Consider the following 22,480-nt stretch of genomic DNA (forward strand, 5'->3'; position numbering starts at 1 on the left):
TATTTTTCGACCTGATTTTTAGACATGAGGATGATAGGCAAACAGCGCAGGCGCCCCGCCGGTATGGACAAATAAAATCGGCCCTTCATCCTTAAAGCGTTTCTGCGCAATGCCGTCAATCAGTCCGGCCATCGCTTTGCCGGTATAGACCGGATCGAGCAGTATCCCCTCGAGGCGCGCCAGCAGCTTCACCGCCTCCATGCCCTCTTCGTTAGGCGTGCCGTAACCTGGCGCAAAATAGTCGTCCCAGAGCAGAATATCGGCCCTGGCCTTCAGCTCCAGCTGCGCGGCTACCGCCTGCTGTAAAGTGACCACTTTCGGCTTCTGCTCCGCGACGCTGCGGGATACCGTCACGCCAATCAGCTCGACGTCCGGCAGCAGTTGTTCGAGCCCCACCGCCAGCCCGGCGTGCGTGCCCGCGCTGCCGGACGCGACAACCACGGAGGAAAGGCTTACCGCGCCCTCGCACTGCTGCGCGATTTCCAGCGCACTTTCCACATACCCCAGCGCGCCCAGCGCGTTCGAACCGCCGACGGGGACAACGTAGGGGCGGAACCCCTGCGCTTCCAGACGCGTCGCCAGCTCGTCGAGCTGGGCGGTCGGGTCGGTCAACGCATCCACCATTTCGACCTGCACGTTAAACAGATCCAGCAGCAGGCGGTTACCGTTGGTCAGATAGTTTTCTGCCCGCGTGCCAATCGGGTTTTCCAGCAATGCCACGCAGTGGAGCCCGAGCTTTGCCGCCACTGCCGCCGTCTGACGGACGTGGTTGGACTGGATAGCCCCGGCGGTAATGAGCGTATCCGCGCCTTCGCGCAGTGCATCAGCCGCCAGAAACTCCAGCTTGCGCAGCTTATTGCCCCCCATCGCCATCGGCGTCACGTCATCACGCTTAATAAAAATATCGCGCCCTAAATAATCAGAAAATCGCGGCAGGTACTCCAGCGGCGTCGGCGCGCCGATGAACTCCAGGCGGGGAAAGCGCGTTAAATTCTGTAGTGACATGGGTTCTCCGGTAACTCTGACAAAATGTGATATTTTTCATTATGCACGCAGACGCGAAAGAAATAAAAAAGGCGCTTTTAAAAGCGCCTTTTTTTACGGCAGAAGCTTATTTCGTAACGTCTGCACCGAACCACTTCTCGGAGAGCGCCTTCAGGCTGCCGTCTTTTTGCATGTCAGCAATCGCGGAATCAATCGCTTTGACCAGGTCTTCGTTACCTTTACGAACGGCCACGCCTGATTCCTGACGAGAGAACGCATCACCCGCTACGGCCAAGGTATTGTTGGTTTTCTTCACCAGATCCAGCGCTGCCAGGCGGTCAACCAGAATGGCGTCGATACGGCCCACGCGCAGATCCTGGTATTTCGTCGGGTCATCATCATAGGTGCGGATATCCACGCCCTGCACGTTCTGGCGCAGCCACTCTTCGTAGTTGGTACCCAGACCGACACCGACTTTCTTCCCTTTCAGGTCCGCGGCAGTTTTAATTCCACCTTCGTTGCCTTTTTTCACCAGCGCCTGAATACCGGACACGGTGTACGGCGTAGAGAAGTCATATTTCTTCTTACGCTCGTCAGAAATGGTCACCTGATTAATCACCACATCAATACGTTTGGAATCCAGCGACGCCAGCATACCGTCCCATTTGGTCGGTTTCAGTGACGCTTTAACGCCGAGGTGCTTCGCCAGCTCTTCAGCAAACTCCACTTCAAAACCGGTCAGCTTACCGTCATCGCCCTGGAAGCTGAACGGAGGATAGGTTCCTTCCAGCCCGACCAGCAGCGTACCGCGCTCTTTTACTTTATTCAGCAGGTTTTCTGCGGCGAACGTTTTCACGCTCATGCCCGCAACCAGCGCAACGGCCATAACACCCATCAGCGCCTGACGACCCAGAAGTGCAAATTTCATAAATACCCCGATATAGTGGAATTTTTACGTAGTGTAGAGAAATCGCCTGCAACGTCAAAGGCGACTGCGCTACATCTTATTCTTTTTTAATATATATCAGAAGTTGTTCCGGCGTGGGCTTTCTGCTTTATGGCACCCGGCATTTGTACCTTGTATTGAGCATACTTCCGCAGCGCAATTCGGTAGTTGTTGGTGCTGGTCGCAGGCAGCCACGGCTCCAGATTTTCATCCAGATAACCGGTTTTCAGCAGATCGCGAGAAATATTGTTTACGGTCAGATGTTGCCCAAGGCGGCGCAGGCGAACGACATATTCGCGAACGGTACCGTGGCTCATCTCCGTTTGTTCAAACAGGAACTGCTTGAAGCCGATAATATCGAAGAAGTCGCTTTGCTCTTTGCAGTGGAGATCCCCACAGAAACGGCAAAGCGCCACCCACTCTTTTTGCTCTTCGAGCCATGCTGCTTCGTCCATCAACGTGTCGAGACGCGAAATCGCAATCTTATTGACGATTTCGCCCCGGCGAACCAGCGTGATACGATCGAGTAACTTGTTACAGTGGGCGCAATGCGTCTGGCTGTGTTTAAAGTCTTTCAGGTAGCGGCTTAAAGGCCGTCTTTTAGATTGCTGCACCGTCATGATAACTCCTGGTTGTCAATACGTTGTGCGGCATTTTTAAGGTGAATCAATCACCTATAACTTACCCAGCTTGGTTCGTAAGCGTTTAATGGCCTGGCTGTGCAGCTGGCTCACCCGCGACTCTCCCACCTCCAGAACAGCGCCAATCTCTTTGAGGTTAAGCTCTTCCTGGTAATAAAGGGTCAATACCAGCTGTTCGCGTTCAGGCAGAGCTTCAATAGCCTCCATGACGCGCTGGCGTAAATTCCCTTCCATTAAATGGTGTAACGGGTTTTCATGCTGGTGCTCGTCCGTCACCAGCTCGATGCTATCGCCATGCTCTTCGCGCCACTCGTCATAAGAGAAGAGTTGGCTATTATTGGTATCGAGCAACATCTGACGATACTCTTCAACAGCAATGCCAAGACGTTCCGCCACTTCGGTTTCCGTTGCGTTACGTCCCAGTTCCTGTTCCAGCTGCCCCATCGCATGCGCCACTTCGCGCGCGTTGCGGCGAACACTGCGCGGCACCCAGTCGCGGCTGCGCAGCTCGTCCAGCATCGCACCACGAATACGCTGAACTGCGTAAGTCGTAAATGCCGTTCCTTGCAGAGCGTCGTATCGGTCAACTGCATTCAATAACCCGATACCGCCCGCCTGTAGCAGATCGTCGAGTTCCACGCTCGCCGGCAAGCGCACCTGGAGGCGCAATGCTTCGTGACGCACCAGCGGGACATAACGCTGCCACAGCGAGTGTTTATCCATTACACCTTCAGCGGTATAGAGTGAATTCACGATAAACAGCCCTGCGTTAGTTGAGTTATCGGCATGATTATCCGATTCTGCAGGGCGTTCAATTGGATGAAAAAGGGGGATAAAGTGAGGTTATTCTGAGGTTGCCCACAACAGGGGCAACTTTTCTGCCTAAATTAACAGTTGTAACAATGAAAGATCGTCGCCCAGTTTGACGCTATCTATATGTTGATGAAAGAGCTTTCCCGCTTCCTGATTATGCTGGCTAAGGGAGTGGAAGCTGTAAATAACATCAATAATATTATCTTGTTCAATTTTCCCCGCCACGATCGCCTGACCGGCAAGTAACGTTTTAAGGAAATAGAACTCCGCGACGATTAAATAAAGGTTATTCAACATGCTGCGGCCATTGTTCTGCGGGAAGCCCTGCTCCCAGAGTTTGTATTTAAAAAAGTTCTTGAATAAATGGTCATGGGTCGCCAGGTAACTGCCCGCCACATCGCGCCAGACGGACTCGATGTTCTCCATGACCTTCTCTGCCGGCACGGTGTCACCCGCAGACTCAAACTGTTGATAAAGCTGAGAAAAATAACGGTTCAACACGGCGCCGCCGCGGCTGGCTGTTTTCTTCGTAAAGAAACTCTGGATGAGCGAAATTAATGCGAATTTCAGTCTGTAGTTCTGATTAAATCCGCCTAATTCCGTTTTGATTTTACCACTCACCAGTTCGTTAACCAGCGAGAAATAGACCGTTTCGAGCGTGCTGATATTCTCTTCGAGATTATCGAGCTTTTCAGCCACCATGAGGAATTTCACCACGGCGTAAACCTGTTCTTCAACGCTGACCGCCTCAACGCTGAAAATATTCTGGCAGAAGAGATTGATGACCTTTACCTTCAAATCAATCATCGGCGCATTATTGACGTCCTGCTGGACGCTGATGGATTCCATTATCGACATAGACTCCCGATCGTTCAACAGAAGTCGGGTCACTTCCGGACACGAGAGGTTCAGCGATTTTTCGATTTCATTTTTATAGACCCGGTTTGTCCGCGGGAACGACGAACAGGTTGGGCTTAAGGCCTGGGCACCCATGGCGCTATGAATAGAACAGAGTTTTTCCGTATCCATAAACGGGCAGTTTTTACTTTCCGTATGGAAAATCACTTCGCCCCAGTGGCCATACTGTTTTTTGGTGACTTTTATTGCCGTTTTCGCCGTATGACGAATGGCGGCATTTTTACTGTTCAGATAGCGATTAACGGAAGATTTATCAAACGCGATGGTCCAGCCCTGACAACAATGTTCACGGCATTCCCCACCGACACATGAAAAATCTGCGACCAGCTTTGGTTGAGTGACACTGATTTGTTTCACAGGCGGATTCTCAAATAGCAGAGATAAAAAAACCCCGCCGAAGCGGGGTTTCACGCGTAAAATTAACGCAGCAGAGACAGAACGGTCTGTGGAACCTGGTTTGCCTGAGACAGAACAGAAGTACCAGCCTGCTGCAGGATCTGCGCGCGGGACATGTTGGAAACTTCAGTTGCGTAGTCAGCGTCCTGGATACGGGACTGAGCAGCAGACAGGTTGTTAGAGGTGTTGTTCAGGTTGTTGATTGCAGAAGTGAAACGGTTCTGCACAGCACCCAGACCGGAACGAGCGGTATCAACTTTAGCGATAGCTTTGTCGATGGTGTCTAGGTCGGTAGCGGTCATTGCTTTCAGATCGATTGCGTTCACGCCCAGAGTGGTGGTGTCTGCTTTAGCACCGCTCAGGTCCAGATCGATAGTGTCGCCGTCGTTTACGCCAACCTGAATTTTAACTTTACCAGCAGTACCAGCAGTGCCGTCCAGCAGTTTGATGCCGTTGAAGTCAGTTTTGCCCGCAACACGGTTGATTTCAGCCAGACGAGCGGTAACTTCATCCTGCAGAGAGGCCAGGTCAGAGGTGCTGTTGGTGCCGTTGCTTGCCTGAACAGCAAGTTCACGAACGCGCTGCAGGTTGTTGTTGATTTCGTTCAGAGAACCTTCAGCAGTCTGCGCCATGGAGATACCGTCGTTGGCGTTACGTGCTGCCTGAGTCATGCCTTTGATCTGGGAGGTCATGCGGTTTGCAATCGCCTGGCCAGCAGCATCGTCTTTCGCGCTGTTAATACGCAGACCTGAAGACAGACGCTCGATAGCAGTACCCAGAGAAGACTGAGATTTGTTCAGGTTGTTCTGAGTGGTCAGGGACATCAGGTTAGTATTGATAACTGCCATAATTTTGTTTCCTTCAAAAATTGGGTTTTAGGTCCGGTGCCTAACACTCACAGCGTCTCTCACCGTCAACAAGGTTATCGACGGGTCCCCAAAAGACTTTAGAATCAATTTTTAAAAAAATACAAATTACTGATTATTAATGATTTTATTTTTAAAAAATCAATTGCGGTCCGTCAAAGGTTTATTATTTGCGCTTTTTTAACGCGCAAAGAGATGGCAAAAAAGGCACACACTTTTTCATGTTTTCAATGCGCTGATAATGACACTAAAGTGCAATCCTTTCATTTACCCCGCCAGGACGCGTCTATTCTTTGGATTATTTTTTTCTCACGATCGTAAACTTTTACTTTAAGAGGCCGATAAGAGTCCTGAACTACTTTCGTATTTAAGGAAAATATGCATGGCTACTATCAGTAACCTCGGGATAGGTTCTGCAGGACTCGGGGATTTATATAATCAGTTGGAAGCGGCAGAGAAAACCAAGCTGACGACGATTACTTCCCAGCAATCAACGTATAACGCACAGTTAAGCGCTTACGGCAAACTGCAGAGCGCCATGACATCGCTGCAGACTGCCACCGCTGCACTGGGTAAAGCAACCACCTGGAACTCAACGTCCGTTAGCAGCACCAACACGGCCTTTACCGCCACGACAACGGCTGACGCGTCCGTGGGTTCCTTCGTTGTCAACGTTAACCAGGTTGCAAAGGCACAGGCACTCACTACCGGCTCTTATGCAAACAACACGGATCTGCTGGGCGATACGACAGGTACAACGCGTAAAATCACCATCACCCAGCCGGGCACGAAAACGCCTTTAGAGGTCACCCTGGCGGATGGCGATACGTCGCTGGCCGGGATTGCGAGCGCCATTAATAAAGCGAACGGCAACGTCACCGCCAGCGTCATTAAAGCGAAAGACGGTGATTACCGCCTGATGCTGTCATCTAAAACCACCGGTACGGATGGTGCGATGACCATCAACGTTACCGGCGACGCCAAGCTGCAAAGCGCCATTGGTTATGATTCAACCACCAAAACGGGCGCGCTGTCGGTCAACACCGACGCGCAGAACGCGATTGTGGTGGTGAACAACATCTCCATCGAGCGCCAGTCGAATACCATTACCGATGCGCTGCCTGGGGTGACATTCTCGGTGAAAGCCGAAAGCAAAGCCGATGAAACCCTTGAGGTTTCACGCGCAACGGATGCTAACCAGAAGGCGATCACCGACTGGGTCACGGCGTACAACTCGCTGCAGTCCACCATTAACAGCCTGACGAAGTATGTTCCGGTTGATGCAGGCGCCGGCAGCCAGTCTACCAGCAACGGTGCGCTGGTCGGTGATGCGAACGTGCGCGGGGTTCAGTCCCAGCTGCGCGGCCTGCTGACCGAAGTGCAGGCCGGCTCCATTCAGATCATGGCCCAGCTGGGGATCACCCAGGATCCGGTGAAAGGCTCGGACGGTACCGTCGGTAACCTGAAAGTCGACACCGATAAGCTGAAAAAAGCGCTGACCGACAACCCGAACGCCGTACAGCAGTATTTTGTCGGTGACGGCAAGAAAACCGGTATGGCGACCCAGATGAACAACACGCTGACCACCATGCTCAGCACCAGTACCGGCAGCGCCGGGGTGATCCAGAACGCGAAAGACGGGATCAACAAAACGCTGAAAACGCTGGGCGAACGTTACGATGCCATGGATGCTCAAATTGAAGCCACCATGGCGCGTTACAAAACCCAGTTCACCAGTCTGGACGTATTAGTCACCAAAATGACCAGTACAGCCAACTACCTGACCCAACAGTTCTCACAAAAGTAGTCGTAGCCTTCAGGAGTGGATATGTATAAGACCTCTGGTGTTCAATCCTATCAGCAGATAGGAGTCGAAAGCGCAGTCATGAATGCCAGTCCACACCAGCTGATTGTCATGTTGTTCGACGGGGCGCATAGCGCCCTTGTTCGCGCGCGTTTGTTCATGGAAGCCGGACAAATTCGTGAGAAAGGCGAAGCCTTATCCAAGGCCATCAACATCATCGACAACGGTTTGAAAGCAGGACTGAACATGGAGGTTGAGAGCGAATTGTCCGGTAATCTTGCCTCCTTGTACGAATATATGGTTCGACGTTTGTTGCTGGCGAATGTCAGTAACGACGTAGACGCAATTGTTGAAGTCGAGGGTTTATTAAACAACATTGCGGATGCGTGGAAGCAAATCGGCCCCAATGCGTCCTCTATTTCAGGATAATTTTGATGAATAATCCCAGCGCAGCGCTTAGCCACTGGCAGGCGTTACATGCTCAGAGCATTGCTATGCTAAATCTCGCACATTCTGGTCAATGGGATGCGCTTATCGAGCAGGAAATGCATTACGTTCAACTGGTGGAAAAGATATCTCAAACGCCCATCATGTCATGCCCTCCGGCTCAGGTTGAGCAAGCGCGTGCGCTGCTGGAAATGATCCTTGAAAATGAGAATGCGCTAAAGGCACTGCTGAAGGTCCGCATGGACGAACTGCGCAATCTGATTGATCAAACCGGTAAACAGCAATCCATCACGTCTACCTATGGAAAGCTGTCAGGGAATATTCTTTATCCAGAAAGTTTTACCCGCGACACACAACTATGATTTCTTCATCCATACTCCAGAAGTCTGCCAATGGCTTCTGGAGCAAGGATGATGAAAAACCCCACCCTGTTACAATGTTTTCACTGGTACTACCCTGCTGGCGGTGAATTGTGGCGAGAGGTCACGGCGTTAGCTCCCAATCTTAACGAAATCGGCATCAACATGATCTGGCTGCCGCCCGCCTGTAAAGGGGCATCCGGCGGGTATTCTGTCGGCTATGACACCTATGACCTGTTCGATCTTGGCGAGTTTGACCAGAAAGGCAGTATCGCCACGAAATACGGCGACAAGGCGCAGCTGCTGGAGGCTATTGATGCCCTTAAAAGCAACGACATTGCCGTGCTGCTGGACGTGGTGGTCAACCACAAAATGGGCGCCGATGAAAAAGAGCCCGTGCGCGTTCAGCGCGTGAACGAACAGGACCGCACGCAAATCGATGACGAGGTCATTGAATGCGAAGCCTGGACTCGCTACACCTTCCCAGCCCGGGCCGGGCAGTACTCACAGTTTATCTGGGACTACAAATGCTTCAGCGGCGTCGACCATATTGAAAACCCCGATGAAGATGGCATCTTTAAAATCGTCAACGACTACACCGGCGAAGGCTGGAACGATCAGGTTGATGATGAGATGGGCAACTTCGACTACCTGATGGGCGAAAATATCGACTTTCGCAATCACGCCGTGACCGAGGAGATCAAATACTGGGCCCGCTGGGTCATGGAACAGACGCGCTGCGACGGTTTTCGTCTGGACGCCGTCAAGCATATTCCCGCCTGGTTTTACAAGGAGTGGATTGAGCACGTCCAGGAAGTCGCCGACCAGCCGCTGTTTATCGTGGCGGAATACTGGTCCCATGAGGTGGATAAACTTCAGGCCTATATTGACCAGGTCGAAGGCAAAACCATGCTGTTTGATGCCCCTCTGCAGATGAAATTCCACGAGGCGTCACGTCAGGGCCGGGATTACGACATGAGCCAAATCTTCACCGGCACCCTGGTAGAAGCCGATCCGTTTCATGCGGTCACCCTCGTCGCGAACCACGACACCCAGCCTTTGCAGGCGCTTGAAGCACCGGTCGAAGCCTGGTTTAAACCGCTAGCCTACGCGCTGATCCTGCTGCGGGAAAATGGCGTGCCGAGCGTCTTTTATCCGGATCTCTTCGGCGCCAGCTATGACGACGCGGGAGGCGACGGTGAAACGTACCATATTGATATGCCGGTCATTGAGCAGCTTCACGAGCTGATCCTCGCGCGCCAGCGTTTTGCCCACGGCGTGCAAACGCTGTTTTTCGACCATCCAAACTGCATCGCCTTCAGCCGCAGCGGTACGGAAGACGATCCCGGCTGCGTGGTGGTGATGTCGAACGGGGACGACGGCGAGAAGGTGATTTGTCTTGGGGAAAACTACGGCAACAAAACGTGGCGGGATTTTCTCGGCAATCGCGAAGAAACCATCACCACGGCGGCGGATGGCGAAGGGACGTTTACCTGTAATGGGGGAAGCGTCAGCGTTTGGGTGATAGAGGATGCGCTGTAGAACGGGAAACGTGCGGCCTGATGCCCTCACCCCGTCCCTCTCCCACAGGGAGAGGGCGCAAACACCAAAAACGGCAACGAGGTTGCCGTTTTGCGTTTACCCTTAGGGTAGTTTACTCTCTAGCGGATTTTTACTCAGGTAATCGGCACACTCAACCGTTGGACGGTCGACCTTCTGCAGCTCCAGCCCGTCATACTCCAGCGTAGAGCCATCGCGCTCCAGCGGATAGATATCCAGCTTACGCGTCACGTTGTAATAACTGTCTGAACGCAGCATGATTTTACCCGGCACGGCAATCACGCGCTGCCACTGACGGCAGTCCAGCGTATCGCCCTCTTCCGTCACCACCAGCGTGGCAATCGCCTTCGGGCTGACCATGTTGCTTTGCGGCCCTTTCGACTGCCAGTATCCCGCCAGATGCGCCGGGACAGGATGCTTGATCACGTCGTTATAGTTATCGACCTGAACGCACCCGGTCAGTGCCAGCAGCGCGCCAGCAATTGCTATTTTTTTCATCATCTTTCCTGCATTCGAAGAAAAAAATATTGTGGCATTAAAGCGCTGCGGCTGCCAGCGAAGATCGAGAGGTCTTAAACCTGCATCCCCATGACTTCCTGATACGCAGACACCAGCTTGTTACGCACCTGGATCCCCATCTGCAGGGAAACCGAGGCTTTTTGCAAATCGGTCATCACATCATTCAGCGCCACGCCCGGCTCACCGAGGGTGAACTTTTCTGCCTGAGTGCGTGCTGCGGTCTGGGTATCACTGATACGGTCAAGAGCGGCATGCAGTTGCCCCGCGAAGCTGATGCTCGGCTGCTGATCTGCCACATTCTGATTACGGGCCGTCATCGCCGTTGCCTGCAACTGACTGATTACCCCTTCAATGCCCTGTATAGCCATGACTCTCCCCTGGATGGTTTTTTACGCGGTCAAGACTAACAGCTTGTCAATAAGATAATGGCGGTAAATAGCATGAAAAAACCAGGTTATTTGACGCATAGAAAATCACGAATCATCAAATAATGGCAGGGCCATCAATATGGAACTTTTGTCGTGTTTGCCGACCCGGGAGTCAGTTTTGTTTCTCTACACGAATAACGTAAACCACCAGGATTTAAGAGGTGCGCAATGAGTGCAACAGCATCGACAGCGCCGCAGAATAAATCACTCGAGTGGATGAACCGCCTTCGCGCGAATCCTAAAATCCCGTTGATCGTGGCAGGCGCTGCCGCAATTGCGATCCTTGTAGCGATGGTCCTGTGGGCGAAAAGCCCTGATTACCGGACGCTCTACAGCAATCTTTCCGATCAGGATGGCGGTGCCATCGTCACCCAGCTGACCCAGATGAACATCCCTTATCGCTTTGCCGATAATGGCGGTGCGCTTGAGGTCCCGGCTGATAAGGTGCACGAACTGCGTCTGCGTCTGGCTCAGCAGGGGCTGCCGAAGGGCGGTGCGGTTGGCTTTGAGCTGCTGGATCAGGAAAAATTCGGTATCAGCCAGTTCAGCGAGCAGGTGAACTACCAGCGTGCGCTGGAAGGTGAACTGGCCCGCACCATTGAAACATTAGGCCCGGTGAAGAGTGCCCGCGTGCACCTGGCGATGCCTAAACCTTCTTTATTTGTCCGCGAACAGAAATCACCTTCAGCTTCCGTTACCGTGAACCTTGAACCCGGCCGCGCGCTGGACGAAGGGCAAATCAGCGCGGTGACGCACCTCGTTTCCAGCGCCGTCGCCGGTCTGCCGCCGGGTAACGTGACGCTGGTTGACCAAAGCGGTCACCTGCTGACGCAGTCCAATACCGCCGGTCGCGATCTGAATGATGCGCAGCTGAAGTATGCCGCCGATGTCGAAAACCGTCTCCAGCGCCGTATTGAAGCGATCCTCGGCCCGGTGGTGGGTAACAGCAACGTGCACGCGCAGGTAACCGCACAGATCGACTTCGCGAACAAAGAACAAACTGAAGAGCAGTACAGCCCGAACGGCGATGCGGCTCAGGCGGTGATGCGTTCACGCCAGATCAATTCGAACGAGCAGGTCGGCGGTGCCTACCCGGGCGGCGTGCCGGGCGCGCTGTCTAACCAGCCTGCCCCGGCTAACGCGGCACCGATTTCTACGCCGCCGGCCAATCAGCAGAACGGTCAGCAAAATAATCAGCAGACCACCTCAACGACCAGTAACACCGGTCCGCGCACCAGCAGCCGTAACGAAACCACGAACTACGAAGTGGATCGGACGATTCGCCACACTAAACTGAACGTGGGCGATATTCAGCGTCTTTCCGTTGCGGTAGTGGTGAACTACAAAACGCTGGCGGACGGCAAACCGCTGCCGTTGACTGCCGAGCAGATGAAGCAGATTGAAAACCTGACCCGTGAAGCGATGGGTTACTCCGAGAAGCGCGGCGATACCCTCAACGTGGTGAACTCACCGTTCAACTCGGTTGATGAGACCGGCGGTGAACTGCCGTTCTGGCAACAGCAGGCGTTTATCGACCAGCTGATGTCCGCAGGACGCTGGCTGCTGGTGCTGATTGTCGCGTGGCTGCTGTGGCGTAAGGGCGTTCGTCCGCAGCTCCAGCGCCGTGCTGAAGCCGAGAAAGCGGCTCGCGAACAGATGAACACGCGTCAGGAAACGGAAGAAGCGGTTGAAGTGCGCCTCAGCAAAGATGAACAGATACAGCAGCGTCGTGCTAACCAGCGCATGGGCGCTGAGGTCATGAGCCAGCGCATTCGCGAAATGTCAGATAACGATCCGCGCGTCGTGGCGCTGGTCATCCGCCAGTGGATGGGTAACGAACATGAGTAATACGCTTACGGGCACCGATAAAAGCGTCATCCTGCTGATGACCATTGGCGAAGATCGTGCGGCAGAGGTGTTTAAACACCTCTCCCAGCGAGAAGTGCAAATTCTCAGTGCGGCCATGGCCAACGTGCGTCAGATCTCCAACAAGCAGCTGACCGAAGTGCTGGCAGAGTTTGAACAGGAAGCCGAACAGTTTGCCGCGCTCAACATCAACGCCAACGATTACCTGCGCTCCGTGCTGGTCAAGGCGCTGGGCGAAGAGCGTGCCTCCAGCCTGCTGGAAGACATTCTGGAAACGCGCGATACCGCCAGCGGTATCGAAACGCTCAACTTTATGGAGCCGCAGAGCGCCGCCGACCTTATCCGCGACGAGCACCCGCAGATTATCGCCACCATCCTTGTCCACCTCAAACGTGGTCAGGCGGCCGATATTCTGGCCCTGTTCGAAGAGCGTCTGCGTCACGATGTGATGCTGCGTATCGCGACCTTCGGCGGCGTCCAGCCGGCCGCGCTGGCGGAGCTGACCGAAGTGCTGAACAACCTGCTCGACGGTCAGAACCTCAAGCGCAGCAAAATGGGCGGCGTGAGAACGGCGGCGGAAATCATCAACCTGATGAAAACGCAGCAGGAAGAGGCCGTCATTACGGCGGTTCGCGAATTCGACGGCGAGCTGGCACAGAAAATCATCGACGAGATGTTCCTGTTCGAAAACCTCGTCGAAGTGGACGACCGCAGCATCCAGCGCCTGCTTCAGGAAGTGGATTCCGAGTCGCTGCTTATCGCCCTCAAAGGTGCCGAGCAGCCGCTGCGCGAGAAGTTCCTGCGCAACATGTCTCAGCGTGCGGCCGATATCCTGCGCGACGACCTTGCCAACCGCGGCCCGGTTCGTCTGTCTCAGGTGGAAAACGAACAGAAAGCCATTCTGCTTATTGTTCGTCGTCTGGCGGAAACCGGCGAGATGGTGATTGGCAGCGGAGACGACACCTATGTCTAATGAGCTGCCCTGGAAGCGCTGGACGCCGGACGATCTGGCGCCTCCCCTCTCCGAGTTCACGCCGGCCGTCATCGCAACCGAAGAGCTTGACCCTGACGTCGAGCAGCCCGAGCTGACCGAAGAGGAGCAGCAGGCCCAGATGCTGGCGCAGCTGCAAATGCAGGCGCACGAGCAGGGCTATAACGCCGGTCTGAACGAAGGCCGACAGAAAGGCCACGAGCATGGGTATCAGGAAGGTCTGGCGAAAGGGTTAGAGCACGGTATCGATCAGGCGCGCCAGCAGCAGGCGCCGATCCATGCCCGCATGCAGCAGCTGGTCAGCGAGTTCCAACACACCCTGGACGCGCTGGACAGCGTGATTGCCTCGCGACTGATGCAGATGGCGCTGGAAGCCGCGCGTCAGGTCATCGGCCAAACGCCCGTGGTGGATAACACCGCGCTTATCAAACAAATTCAGGGTCTGCTTCAGCAGGAGCCGCTGTTCAGCGGGAAACCTCAGCTGCGCGTCCATCCGGACGACCTGCAGCGCGTTGAAGAGAGCCTGGGCGCGACGCTTAACCTGCACGGCTGGCGCCTGCGCGGCGACCCGTCGCTACATCACGGCGGCTGCAAAGTCTCTGCTGATGAAGGCGATCTGGATGCCAGCGTCGCCACCCGCTGGCAGGAACTGTGCCGCCTGGCGGCACCGGGAGTCGTCTGATGACCGCGCGCCTCACCCGCTGGCTCACCACGCTCGACAACTTTGAGACGAAGATGGCGCAACTGCCATCCGTTCGTCGTTATGGGCGACTGACGCGCGCCACCGGCCTGGTTCTCGAAGCCACCGGCCTGCAGCTTCCGCTGGGCGCGACCTGCGTCATTGAGCGTCAGGATGGTCTGGAAACGCGTGAAGTTGAAAGCGAAGTGGTCGGATTTAACGGCCAGCGCCTGTTCCTGATGCCGCTTGAAGAGGTGGAAGGCATTCTGCCCGGCGCGCGCGTGTATGCCAAAAACATTTCTGGCGACGGGCTGCAAAGCGGGAAACAGCTGCCGCTTGGCCCTGCCCTGCTGGGCCGCGTGCTGGACGGCAGCGGGAAACCGCTCGACGGACTGCCCTCCCCGGACACCACCGAAACCGGCGCGCTGATCACCCAACCGTTTAACCCCCTGCAGCGTACCCCTATTGAGCATGTGCTGGACACCGGCGTGCGCCCGATTAACGCCCTGCTGACCGTGGGACGTGGACAGCGTATGGGCCTGTTCGCCGGCTCAGGCGTAGGCAAATCCGTCCTGCTCGGCATGATGGCGCGCTATACCCAGGCCGACGTGATCGTCGTGGGGCTGATCGGCGAACGTGGTCGTGAAGTAAAAGACTTTATTGAAAACATTCTGGGTGCGGAAGGCCGCGCCCGCTCGGTGGTGATCGCCGCACCGGCAGACGTGTCGCCGCTGCTGCGCATGCAGGGTGCCGCATATGCCACCCGTATCGCCGAAGATTTTCGTGACCGCGGCAAGCATGTGCTGCTGATCATGGATTCCCTGACCCGTTACGCGATGGCGCAGCGTGAAATCGCGTTGGCCATCGGTGAGCCACCGGCGACCAAAGGCTACCCGCCTTCGGTATTCGCCAAACTCCCTGCGCTGGTGGAACGCGCGGGGAACGGCATCAGCGGCGGCGGTTCCATTACCGCGTTCTATACGGTACTGACGGAAGGCGATGACCAACAGGACCCGATTGCCGACTCCGCGCGCGCGATCCTTGACGGTCATATTGTGCTGTCGCGCCGTCTGGCCGAAGCCGGGCACTACCCGGCCATCGATATTGAAGCCTCTATCAGCCGCGCAATGACGGCGCTGATAACCGAGAAGCACTACGCCCGCGTGCGTAACTTCAAACAACTGCTTTCCAGCTTCCAGCGCAACCGCGATCTGGTCAGCGTTGGGGCGTATGCCAAAGGCAGCGACCCGATGCTCGACAAGGCGATTAGCCTGTGGCCGCAGCTGGAGGCATTTTTGCAACAAGGCATTTTTGAACGCGCCGACTGGGAAGATTCAATTCAGGCACTGGAGCTGATTTTCCCGCAGGTGTAACACAGGTGGAGGGCGAAGGTCATGGCGCAAAACAGCGCGTTATCAACGCTGAAAGATCTGGCTGAAAAAGAAGTTGATGATGCCGCATTGCAGCTAGGCGCAATGCGACGCGGGTGCCAGCAGGCTGAAGAACAGTTGAAGATGTTGATCGACTATCAGCATGAATATCGCACCAACCTCAATACCGACATGACACAGGGCATTGGCAGCCAGCGCTGGATTAACTATCAGCAGTTTATCCAGACGCTGGAGAAGGCGATAGATCAGCATCGCCAGCAGCTTAACCAGTGGACCCAGAAAGTCGATACCGCGCTGAATTTCTGGCGCGAGAAGAAGCAGCGACTGCAGGCCTGGCAGACTTTACAGGACAGACAGATCGCGGCAACGACCCTGGCGGAAAACCGTCTGGATCAGAAGAAAATGGATGAGTTTGCCCAGCGCGCATCAATGAGGAAACCGGAATGATCACACTGCAACAACTGCTGATGAGCGACAGCGACCTGTCAGGCGGCACGCAAACGGGGAAAGGCACCGACGGTGCACAGGACTTTCTCTCTCTGCTGGCGGGCGCCCTGTCGGACGCAACGGGCAAGGGCAAAGATGCGCCGCTAACCCTGGCTGATCTGAAAGCCGCCGGCAGTAAACTGTCAAAAGTGGCTGAGGACGCCAAAGGGGATACCACCCTGCAGGCCAAAATTGCCGACCTGCTCTCGCGCCAGACCGCGCTGAACGGCGATGAAACGTCGCCCGTCACGTCGCTTGATACGCTGGTTTCCGGGCTGGTGCCGCTGTCTAAAGGCGACGCGCTGAAGACGCTCAATGTGGCAAACAGCAAAGATGACGGTAAGAGCGAGCTGAGCGAAGAAGAGCTGGCCGGATTAAGCGCCCTGATGGCGATGCTGCCGCACCAGCAGCAAACTACCGCCTCTCGCGCGGCAGGCAGCGAGGGCGTTTCCGCCACCTCAACGCTGAATTCCGCGACGCTTTCAAACGGCGCGGGCCAACCGTCCCTGAACGCGTCTGCGGGAAGCCACGATAAAGCGCAGAGTGCTACGCCTTATCAGAACCAGGTGAAAAATCACGAGCCGGCCCTGCAGAGCAACGCGCCTGCTACACCGGCCGTGGCCGCAGCGGCAGAGAAGCAGGAGCTCGCCAGTTCGTCCTCATCATCATCACCAACAGCTACTCTGGCACCGATTATGTCCAGCCATGCGACCAGTCAGACGGCCGCCACCGTCGCCAGCGCGCCGGTATTAAGCCAGCCTCTGGGGACCCACGAATGGCAGCAGTCCCTGAGCCAGCACATCACCCTGTTCACTAAGCAGGGCCAGCAGACGGCAGAGCTGCGCCTGCACCCGGAAGATCTGGGTCAGGTGCAAATTTCGCTTAAGCTGGATGATAACCAGGCCCAGCTGCAGATGGTCTCTGCGCACAGCCATGTTCGTGCGGCACTGGAAGCCGCGCTGCCGGTACTGCGGACCTCACTGGCGGAAAACGGCATTCAGCTTGCGCAGAGCAGCGTCAGCAGCGAGAGCTTCGCCGGGCAGCAGCAGTCCTCGTCCCAGCAGCAGCACCAGGCTTCGCGTTCCGGCAACACCGGCGGTTTTAATGAAGAGAGCGATGAGTTACTGCCTGTTCCTGCCGCCCTGCAGTCCGCAGCGCGCGGTAATAGTGCCGTAGACATCTTCGCCTAAACGCCAGAGGTAGCGTGATTATCCCCGTCTTTTCCACGCTTTGACGACAGCAGGACACGGGATAATCACCTTATTAAGCTGTACCGAAACAGGAAGCTCGTATCAGATGACTGACTCCGCTATCACCAAAAAAAGTAAGCGTTCCATCTGGATCCCGCTGCTGGTGTTGATCACGCTCGCCGCCTGCGCTACCGCGGGCTATAGTTACTGGCGTATGCAGCAGGAACCGACCACCGCTGCAGCCAAAGCTGAAGCACCGCCTCCGCCGGCTCCAGTGTTCTTCCCGCTGGATACCTTCACCGTCAACCTGGGTGATGCGGATCGCGTGCTTTATGTTGGCATTACGCTGCGCCTGAAAGATGAAGCCACCCGTTCACGTCTGAACGATTACCTTCCTGAAGTGCGTAGCCGCCTTCTGCTGCTGTTCTCTCGTCAGGACGCTTCGGCGCTGGCTACCGATGTGGGTAAGCAAAAGCTGGTCGACGCCATTAAACAAACGCTGGCGACCCCGCTGGTAAACGGCCAACCTAAGCAGGAAGTCACTGACGTTCTGTATACAGCATTCATTCTGCGGTAACGACATGGGCGACAGTATTCTTTCTCAGGCAGAAATCGATGCGCTGCTCAACGGCGACAGCGATAACAATGATGATCCTAAACCGGGTATTGGCGGCGATAGCGATATTCGTCCCTATGACCCGAATACCCAGCGTCGCGTGGTACGTGAACGTCTGCAGGCGCTGGAGATCATTAACGAACGTTTTGCACGTCAGTTCCGTATGGGGCTGTTTAACCTGCTGCGTCGTAGCCCGGATATTACGGTGGGTGCGATCCGCATTCAGCCTTATCATGAGTTTGCCCGCAACCTGCCGGTGCCAACCAACCTTAACCTGATTCATCTGAAGCCGCTGCGCGGCACCGGTCTGGTGGTGTTTTCGCCAAGCCTGGTGTTCATCGCGGTGGATAACCTGTTCGGCGGCGACGGGCGTTTCCCGACCAAAGTAGAAGGTCGTGAATTCACCCATACCGAACAGCGCGTCATTAACCGCATGCTGAAGCTGGCGCTGGAATCTTACAGCGACGCGTGGAAAGCGATTAACCCGCTGGAAGTGGAGTACGTCCGTTCTGAGATGCAGGTGAAATTTACCAATATCACCACCTCCCCGAACGATATCGTCGTTAACACGCCGTTCCACGTGGAGATCGGTAACCTGACCGGCGAGTTCAACATCTGCCTGCCGTTCAGCATGATCGAACCGCTGCGCGAGCTGCTGGTGAACCCGCCGCTGGAGAACTCCCGCAACGAAGACCAGAACTGGCGTGAAAACCTGGTCCGCCAGGTCCAGCATTCGCAGCTTGAGCTGGTGGCGAGCTTCGCCGATATCCCGCTGCGGTTATCTCAGATCCTGAAATTACAACCCGGTGATGTTTTGCCGATAGAAAAACCCGACCGCATTATTGCCCATGTGGATGGTGTCCCCGTGCTGACAAGCCAGTACGGCACGATTAACGGTCAGTATGCGTTACGCGTTGAGCACTTGATCAACCCGATTTTGAATTCGCTGAATGAGGAACAGCCCAAATGAGTGACATGAACAATCCGTCCGATGAGAACAGCGGAGCACTGGACGATCTGTGGGCTGACGCGTTAAACGAGCAAAAAGCACCCCCGGCCAAAAGTGCAGCGGATGCCGTATTCCAGCAGCTCGGCGGCGGTGACGTCAGCGGCACGCTGCAGGACATCGACCTGATTATGGATATCCCGGTTAAGCTGACCGTTGAGCTGGGACGCACCCGCATGACCATTAAAGAGCTGCTGCGCCTGACGCAGGGTTCCGTGGTGGCCCTTGACGGTCTGGCCGGCGAGCCGCTGGATATTCTGATCAACGGTTATCTGATTGCCCAGGGTGAAGTGGTGGTGGTTGCCGATAAATACGGCGTACGCATCACCGACATCATTACCCCGTCTGAACGTATGCGTCGTCTGAGCCGTTAAGCATGAAAACCCAGGCAACAATATCACAGCCTTCTGCCGTTCCCGGCTCGCCTCTGCTCCAGGTGAGCGGGGCATTGTTCGGTATTATTGCCTTTATTCTTATCGCCGCCTGGCTGGCGAAACGCTTTGGCCTGGCGGGTAAAACCGCCGGTGCCCGCGGCCTGAAGGTCAGCGCCAGCACCACGCTGGGTCCACGCGAGCGCGTGATCATCGTCGAGGTAGACGATGCGCGCCTGGTCCTGGGCGTCACGGCCTCAAACATCAGCGTATTACATAAGCTGCCGCCCGCCCCTGTTGTGGTGGACGAGCGCGCAGACGCCCCTGCGGATTTTCAGTCCGTCATGAAGAGTTTGCTTAAGCGTTCCGGGAGATCCTGATGCGCCGTTTGTTATCCCTGACGCTTGCGGGCGTTGGCCTGTTTGCTCCCGCGGTCTATGCACAGCTGCCCGGTCTGGTCTCCACCCCTCTCGCGGGCGGCGGACAAAGCTGGTCGCTTCCGGTGCAGACGCTGGTGTTCATCACCTCGCTGACGTTTATTCCGGCCATCCTGCTGATGATGACCAGCTTCACCCGCATCATCATCGTCTTTGGTCTGCTGCGAAACGCGCTGGGAACCCCTTCCGCGCCGCCAAACCAGGTTCTGCTGGGGCTGGCGCTGTTTTTGACCTTTTTCATTATGTCGCCGGTTATCGACAAGATTTATACCGACGCCTATCAGCCGTTCAGCGAAGACAAAATCTCCATGCAGGAGGCGCTGGATAAAGGCGCGCAGCCGCTGCGGGAATTTATGCTGCGCCAGACGCGCGAAGCCGACCTGGCCCTCTTTGCCCGCCTGTCCAACACCGGCGAGATGCAGGGACCGGAAGCGGTGCCAATGCGTATTCTTCTGCCTGCCTATGTCACCAGCGAGCTGAAAACCGCGTTCCAGATTGGCTTTACCATCTTTATTCCGTTCCTGATTATCGACCTGGTGATCGCCAGCGTCCTGATGGCGCTCGGGATGATGATGGTGCCGCCCGCGACCATTGCCCTGCCCTTTAAGATCATGCTCTTTGTACTGGTCGACGGCTGGCAGCTGCTGGTCAGTTCGCTGGCGCAGAGTTTCTACAGTTAAGGAACGGCAATGACACCCGAATCGGTCATGATGATGGGCACGGAAGCGATGAAAATCGCGATTGCCGTTGCCGCGCCGCTGCTGCTTGTCGCGCTGGTTACCGGTCTGATTATCAGTATCCTGCAGGCCGCCACGCAGATTAACGAAATGACGCTGTCGTTCATCCCGAAAATCATCGCCGTGTTCGTGGCGATTATCGTGGCCGGGCCGTGGATGCTGAACCTGTTGCTGGACTATATGCGCAACCTGTTTACCAATCTGCCGTACATCATCGGCTGACCTGACGATGCTGCACTTCACCAGCGACCAGTGGGTTCAGTGGCTCGGCGTCTATTTTTGGCCGATGCTGCGCATCATGGCGCTGATATCCACCGCCCCGATTCTCAGTGAGAAATCGATACCCAAGCGCGTCAAGGTGGGGCTGGGCATTATCATCTCCATTATCGTCGCGCCCTCTCTTCCCCCCGTGGATATTCCGATCTTCTCGGCGAACGCGGTGTGGGTGGCCCTGCAGCAGGTGATGATTGGCGTCGCCGTCGGCTTTACCATGCAGCTCGCCTTTGCCGCGGTGCGTACCGCAGGGGAACTGATCGGTCTGCAGATGGGGCTATCGTTCGCCACGTTTGTTGACCCTGGCAGTCATCTCAACATGCCCGTGCTGGCGCGTATTATCGATCTGCTCGCCATGCTGCTGTTCCTGTCGTTCAACGGCCATCTCTGGCTTATCTCCATGCTGGTGGATACGTTCCATACGCTGCCGATTGGCGAAAATCCGGTGAACAGCAACGCTTTCCTCGCGCTTACCCGCGCTGCGGGGCTGATTTTCCTCAACGGGCTGATGCTGGCGCTGCCGATCATCACCCTGCTGCTGACCGTCAACCTGGCGTTAGGTTTACTCAACCGAATGGCGCCGCAGCTTTCGGTGTTTGTCATTGGTTTTCCGCTGACGCTAACGGTTGGGATTTTATTAATGTCATTACTGATGCCACTTATCGCTCCCTTCTGTGAACATTTATTCGGCGAGATATTCAACCTGTTAGCGGATATTGTCAGCGAGCTGCCACGTAAATAATAGCCCTCACTGTTGCTATTGTCTTTCTGAGGATATTCCTAAAATAAAACGCGTAAAACATCTTCCAGGATATATCTGACGCGGTTTAATTGTTTCTAACCATCTCACAATACTTAATATTTACTTTACTTTAAGAAGATTCCTGGCAAATTATACGTAACTTTACGGGATAGTGAGTCCGCCTGAAAGTCTTTGTCATGCTCACAGGTTTATTATTTTTTTCCATCCCGTATGGCTGTTTTGAGCTCTCAGGCAGATGGTGAATTATCGTTACGCATTGAGTGAGGGTATGCCATGTCAACGATCATTATGGATTTATGCAGCTACACCCGGCTAGGGTTAACCGGGTACCTGGCAAGCAGAGGGGTAAGAAAGAGAGACATCAACGATGCACACACCGTTGACGAACTCGCAGCCGCTTGTGACGAACTAAAACCAGGCGTGGTGTTTATTAATGAGGACTGTTTCATTCACGATCCAGCCAACAGTCAGCACATTAAGCAAATCATTAATCAGCATCCAAAAACCCTGTTTATTGTTTTTATGGCGATCGCGAATATCCATTTCGATGAGTATTTGTTGGTCCGTAAAAATTTATTGATCAGTTCTAAATCGATTAAACCCGAGTCGCTGGATGACATTCTGGGTGATTATTTGAATAAAGAAGTTAAAAATGTAGGAGCGGTTAACTTACCCACCCTATCATTAAGCAGGACTGAATCAAGTATGCTGCGAATGTGGATGGCGGGACAAGGAACTATTCAGATCTCTGACCAGATGAATATTAAAGCGAAAACCGTTTCGTCACACAAAGGAAATATTAAAAGGAAAATTAAAACGCATAATAAGCAAGTGATCTACCACGTGGTACGCCTGACCGATAATGTGACGAACGGGATTTTCGTCAACATGCGTTAGTCGCTTAAGACCTGTGCACCCTACCTTTGATCTCTGGCCTGGCCAGAGATTTTTGCTTCTGGAGAGGGTGTCGGGCACGCGCTGTGCTACCCGACG

The 22,480-nt window shown here is 54.9% G+C and carries 25 protein-coding genes and 1 pseudogene; 18 read left to right on the forward strand and 8 right to left on the reverse strand.

Translation table 11 applies throughout. The features are described from left to right. Positions 1 to 18: 18 nt before the first annotated feature. The 6 genes from dcyD to SPH27_RS04850 form a co-directional block, all read right to left on the reverse strand. Positions 19 to 1,005 (reverse strand): D-cysteine desulfhydrase, encoded by a 987-nt coding sequence (gene dcyD / locus SPH27_RS04825; protein ID WP_033145893.1) that lies wholly within the window; start codon positions 1,003 to 1,005, stop codon positions 19 to 21. 106 nt (positions 1,006 to 1,111) lie between these two features. Beyond that, positions 1,112 to 1,912 (reverse strand): cystine ABC transporter substrate-binding protein, encoded by an 801-nt coding sequence (gene tcyJ, locus SPH27_RS04830; RefSeq protein WP_023336163.1) that lies wholly within the window; start codon positions 1,910 to 1,912, stop codon positions 1,112 to 1,114. Positions 1,913 to 1,998: 86 nt separating this feature from the next. After that, positions 1,999 to 2,550: a flagella biosynthesis regulatory protein FliZ gene (gene fliZ, locus SPH27_RS04835; protein WP_008500339.1), complete on the reverse strand. Its 552-nt coding sequence runs from the start codon at positions 2,548 to 2,550 to the stop codon at positions 1,999 to 2,001. A gap of 54 nt (positions 2,551 to 2,604) precedes the next feature. After that, positions 2,605 to 3,324, reverse strand: coding sequence for an RNA polymerase sigma factor FliA (locus SPH27_RS04840; RefSeq protein WP_039263779.1), 720 nt, complete (start codon positions 3,322 to 3,324; stop codon positions 2,605 to 2,607). 129 nt (positions 3,325 to 3,453) lie between these two features. After that, positions 3,454 to 4,659, reverse strand: a complete 1,206-nt coding sequence (gene fliB, locus SPH27_RS04845) for a flagellin lysine-N-methylase (RefSeq protein WP_182072150.1) — start codon at positions 4,657 to 4,659, stop codon at positions 3,454 to 3,456. Between the two features lie 62 nt (positions 4,660 to 4,721). Further along, on the reverse strand, positions 4,722 to 5,546 hold the full coding sequence (locus tag SPH27_RS04850; protein WP_047061121.1) for a flagellin: 825 nt from the start codon (positions 5,544 to 5,546) through the stop codon (positions 4,722 to 4,724). A gap of 400 nt (positions 5,547 to 5,946) precedes the next feature. Here SPH27_RS04850 and fliD point away from each other — a divergent pair, with 400 nt between their 5' ends. Genes fliD through amyA form a run of 4 tightly spaced genes read left to right on the forward strand, consistent with a single transcriptional unit; the run spans position 5,947 to position 9,716 of the window. Further along, the gene (gene fliD / locus SPH27_RS04855) at positions 5,947 to 7,371 is read left to right on the forward strand and encodes a flagellar filament capping protein FliD (RefSeq protein WP_233476951.1); all 1,425 of its coding nucleotides are present in this window, start codon (positions 5,947 to 5,949) and stop codon (positions 7,369 to 7,371) included. A 21-nt stretch (positions 7,372 to 7,392) separates the two neighbouring features. Further along, a complete protein-coding gene (gene fliS / locus SPH27_RS04860) occupies positions 7,393 to 7,797 on the forward strand; it encodes a flagellar export chaperone FliS (protein ID WP_023312296.1) in 405 nt (134 codons plus the stop codon). 5 nt (positions 7,798 to 7,802) lie between these two features. Then, on the forward strand, positions 7,803 to 8,177 hold the full coding sequence (gene fliT / locus SPH27_RS04865; RefSeq protein ID WP_023312297.1) for a flagella biosynthesis regulatory protein FliT: 375 nt from the start codon (positions 7,803 to 7,805) through the stop codon (positions 8,175 to 8,177). A 51-nt stretch (positions 8,178 to 8,228) separates the two neighbouring features. Beyond that, positions 8,229 to 9,716 (forward strand): alpha-amylase, encoded by a 1,488-nt coding sequence (gene amyA, locus SPH27_RS04870; protein WP_039263834.1) that lies wholly within the window; start codon positions 8,229 to 8,231, stop codon positions 9,714 to 9,716. A gap of 102 nt (positions 9,717 to 9,818) precedes the next feature. Here the strand turns inward: amyA and yedD are convergent, their stop codons facing one another. Together yedD and fliE are read right to left on the reverse strand one after the other, a co-directional pair. Further along, entirely contained in the window at positions 9,819 to 10,232 is a 414-nt protein-coding gene (yedD, locus tag SPH27_RS04875) for a lipoprotein YedD (protein ID WP_023312299.1), read from the reverse strand. A 74-nt stretch (positions 10,233 to 10,306) separates the two neighbouring features. Continuing rightward, a complete protein-coding gene (gene fliE, locus SPH27_RS04880; protein WP_008500329.1) occupies positions 10,307 to 10,621 on the reverse strand; it encodes a flagellar hook-basal body complex protein FliE in 315 nt (104 codons plus the stop codon). A gap of 228 nt (positions 10,622 to 10,849) precedes the next feature. Between fliE and fliF the strand changes: the two genes are divergently transcribed. From fliF to rcsA, 14 genes and pseudogenes are all read left to right on the forward strand, one after another. Then, positions 10,850 to 12,529 (forward strand): flagellar basal-body MS-ring/collar protein FliF, encoded by a 1,680-nt coding sequence (fliF, locus tag SPH27_RS04885; RefSeq protein ID WP_047061123.1) that lies wholly within the window; start codon positions 10,850 to 10,852, stop codon positions 12,527 to 12,529. Beyond that, positions 12,522 to 13,520: a flagellar motor switch protein FliG gene (gene fliG / locus SPH27_RS04890; protein ID WP_023312301.1), complete on the forward strand. Its 999-nt coding sequence runs from the start codon at positions 12,522 to 12,524 to the stop codon at positions 13,518 to 13,520. The genes fliF and fliG overlap by 8 nt, the downstream gene beginning before the upstream one ends. After that, entirely contained in the window at positions 13,513 to 14,220 is a 708-nt protein-coding gene (fliH, locus tag SPH27_RS04895) for a flagellar assembly protein FliH (RefSeq protein ID WP_182072148.1), read from the forward strand. The genes fliG and fliH overlap by 8 nt, the downstream gene beginning before the upstream one ends. After that, on the forward strand, positions 14,220 to 15,590 hold the full coding sequence (gene fliI, locus SPH27_RS04900) for a flagellar protein export ATPase FliI (RefSeq protein WP_023336182.1): 1,371 nt from the start codon (positions 14,220 to 14,222) through the stop codon (positions 15,588 to 15,590). Before fliH ends, fliI begins: the two co-directional genes overlap by 1 nt. 21 nt (positions 15,591 to 15,611) lie before the next feature. Beyond that, complete coding sequence (gene fliJ, locus SPH27_RS04905) at positions 15,612 to 16,055, forward strand: flagellar export protein FliJ (RefSeq protein WP_023312304.1); 444 nt, start codon at positions 15,612 to 15,614, stop codon at positions 16,053 to 16,055. After that, a complete protein-coding gene (gene fliK, locus SPH27_RS04910) occupies positions 16,052 to 17,284 on the forward strand; it encodes a flagellar hook length control protein FliK (protein ID WP_048980994.1) in 1,233 nt (410 codons plus the stop codon). Before fliJ ends, fliK begins: the two co-directional genes overlap by 4 nt. Positions 17,285 to 17,390: 106 nt before the next feature. Continuing rightward, positions 17,391 to 17,861 carry a flagellar basal body-associated protein FliL gene (fliL, locus tag SPH27_RS04915; protein ID WP_023312306.1) on the forward strand — a complete coding sequence of 157 codons (471 nt, stop codon included), beginning with the start codon at positions 17,391 to 17,393 and terminating at the stop codon, positions 17,859 to 17,861. A 4-nt stretch (positions 17,862 to 17,865) separates the two neighbouring features. Continuing rightward, entirely contained in the window at positions 17,866 to 18,870 is a 1,005-nt protein-coding gene (gene fliM, locus SPH27_RS04920; protein ID WP_023336184.1) for a flagellar motor switch protein FliM, read from the forward strand. Continuing rightward, positions 18,867 to 19,280, forward strand: a complete 414-nt coding sequence (fliN, locus tag SPH27_RS04925; protein ID WP_023312308.1) for a flagellar motor switch protein FliN — start codon at positions 18,867 to 18,869, stop codon at positions 19,278 to 19,280. Before fliM ends, fliN begins: the two co-directional genes overlap by 4 nt. Positions 19,281 to 19,282: 2 nt before the next feature. Next, on the forward strand, positions 19,283 to 19,657 hold the full coding sequence (gene fliO / locus SPH27_RS04930) for a flagellar biosynthetic protein FliO (protein WP_182072146.1): 375 nt from the start codon (positions 19,283 to 19,285) through the stop codon (positions 19,655 to 19,657). Continuing rightward, entirely contained in the window at positions 19,657 to 20,394 is a 738-nt protein-coding gene (gene fliP, locus SPH27_RS04935) for a flagellar type III secretion system pore protein FliP (protein ID WP_033145903.1), read from the forward strand. The genes fliO and fliP overlap by 1 nt, the downstream gene beginning before the upstream one ends. A 9-nt stretch (positions 20,395 to 20,403) precedes the next feature. After that, positions 20,404 to 20,673: a flagellar biosynthesis protein FliQ gene (gene fliQ / locus SPH27_RS04940; RefSeq protein WP_008500315.1), complete on the forward strand. Its 270-nt coding sequence runs from the start codon at positions 20,404 to 20,406 to the stop codon at positions 20,671 to 20,673. Between the two features lie 7 nt (positions 20,674 to 20,680). Beyond that, a pseudogene (gene fliR / locus SPH27_RS04945) lies at positions 20,681 to 21,473 on the forward strand (flagellar biosynthetic protein FliR); the annotation flags it as partial. 287 nt (positions 21,474 to 21,760) lie between these two features. Further along, positions 21,761 to 22,384: a transcriptional regulator RcsA gene (rcsA, locus tag SPH27_RS04950; protein WP_008500313.1), complete on the forward strand. Its 624-nt coding sequence runs from the start codon at positions 21,761 to 21,763 to the stop codon at positions 22,382 to 22,384. Positions 22,385 to 22,480: the final 96 nt, after the last annotated feature.

Origin of the sequence: Enterobacter sp. A103 (assembly GCF_034427535.1) — a bacterium.
Lineage (GTDB): Bacteria > Pseudomonadota > Gammaproteobacteria > Enterobacterales > Enterobacteriaceae > Enterobacter > Enterobacter asburiae_B.

Coding starts and splice junctions, on each gene's coding strand:
- fliQ (WP_008500315.1), top strand. CDS start 20,404: ATGACACCCGAATCGGTCATGATGATGGGCACGGAAGCGATGAAAATC.
- fliM (WP_023336184.1), top strand. CDS start 17,866: ATGGGCGACAGTATTCTTTCTCAGGCAGAAATCGATGCGCTGCTCAAC.
- dcyD (WP_033145893.1), bottom strand. CDS start 1,005: ATGTCACTACAGAATTTAACGCGCTTTCCCCGCCTGGAGTTCATCGGC.
- fliZ (WP_008500339.1), bottom strand. CDS start 2,550: ATGACGGTGCAGCAATCTAAAAGACGGCCTTTAAGCCGCTACCTGAAA.
- fliO (WP_182072146.1), top strand. CDS start 19,283: ATGAAAACCCAGGCAACAATATCACAGCCTTCTGCCGTTCCCGGCTCG.
- rcsA (WP_008500313.1), top strand. CDS start 21,761: ATGTCAACGATCATTATGGATTTATGCAGCTACACCCGGCTAGGGTTA.
- fliK (WP_048980994.1), top strand. CDS start 16,052: ATGATCACACTGCAACAACTGCTGATGAGCGACAGCGACCTGTCAGGC.
- fliL (WP_023312306.1), top strand. CDS start 17,391: ATGACTGACTCCGCTATCACCAAAAAAAGTAAGCGTTCCATCTGGATC.
- tcyJ (WP_023336163.1), bottom strand. CDS start 1,912: ATGAAATTTGCACTTCTGGGTCGTCAGGCGCTGATGGGTGTTATGGCC.
- fliP (WP_033145903.1), top strand. CDS start 19,657: ATGCGCCGTTTGTTATCCCTGACGCTTGCGGGCGTTGGCCTGTTTGCT.
- SPH27_RS04850 (WP_047061121.1), bottom strand. CDS start 5,546: ATGGCAGTTATCAATACTAACCTGATGTCCCTGACCACTCAGAACAAC.
- fliN (WP_023312308.1), top strand. CDS start 18,867: ATGAGTGACATGAACAATCCGTCCGATGAGAACAGCGGAGCACTGGAC.
- fliE (WP_008500329.1), bottom strand. CDS start 10,621: ATGGCTATACAGGGCATTGAAGGGGTAATCAGTCAGTTGCAGGCAACG.
- fliH (WP_182072148.1), top strand. CDS start 13,513: ATGTCTAATGAGCTGCCCTGGAAGCGCTGGACGCCGGACGATCTGGCG.
- amyA (WP_039263834.1), top strand. CDS start 8,229: ATGAAAAACCCCACCCTGTTACAATGTTTTCACTGGTACTACCCTGCT.
- fliT (WP_023312297.1), top strand. CDS start 7,803: ATGAATAATCCCAGCGCAGCGCTTAGCCACTGGCAGGCGTTACATGCT.
- fliD (WP_233476951.1), top strand. CDS start 5,947: ATGGCTACTATCAGTAACCTCGGGATAGGTTCTGCAGGACTCGGGGAT.
- fliF (WP_047061123.1), top strand. CDS start 10,850: ATGAGTGCAACAGCATCGACAGCGCCGCAGAATAAATCACTCGAGTGG.
- fliJ (WP_023312304.1), top strand. CDS start 15,612: ATGGCGCAAAACAGCGCGTTATCAACGCTGAAAGATCTGGCTGAAAAA.
- fliS (WP_023312296.1), top strand. CDS start 7,393: ATGTATAAGACCTCTGGTGTTCAATCCTATCAGCAGATAGGAGTCGAA.
- fliI (WP_023336182.1), top strand. CDS start 14,220: ATGACCGCGCGCCTCACCCGCTGGCTCACCACGCTCGACAACTTTGAG.
- fliG (WP_023312301.1), top strand. CDS start 12,522: ATGAGTAATACGCTTACGGGCACCGATAAAAGCGTCATCCTGCTGATG.
- yedD (WP_023312299.1), bottom strand. CDS start 10,232: ATGAAAAAAATAGCAATTGCTGGCGCGCTGCTGGCACTGACCGGGTGC.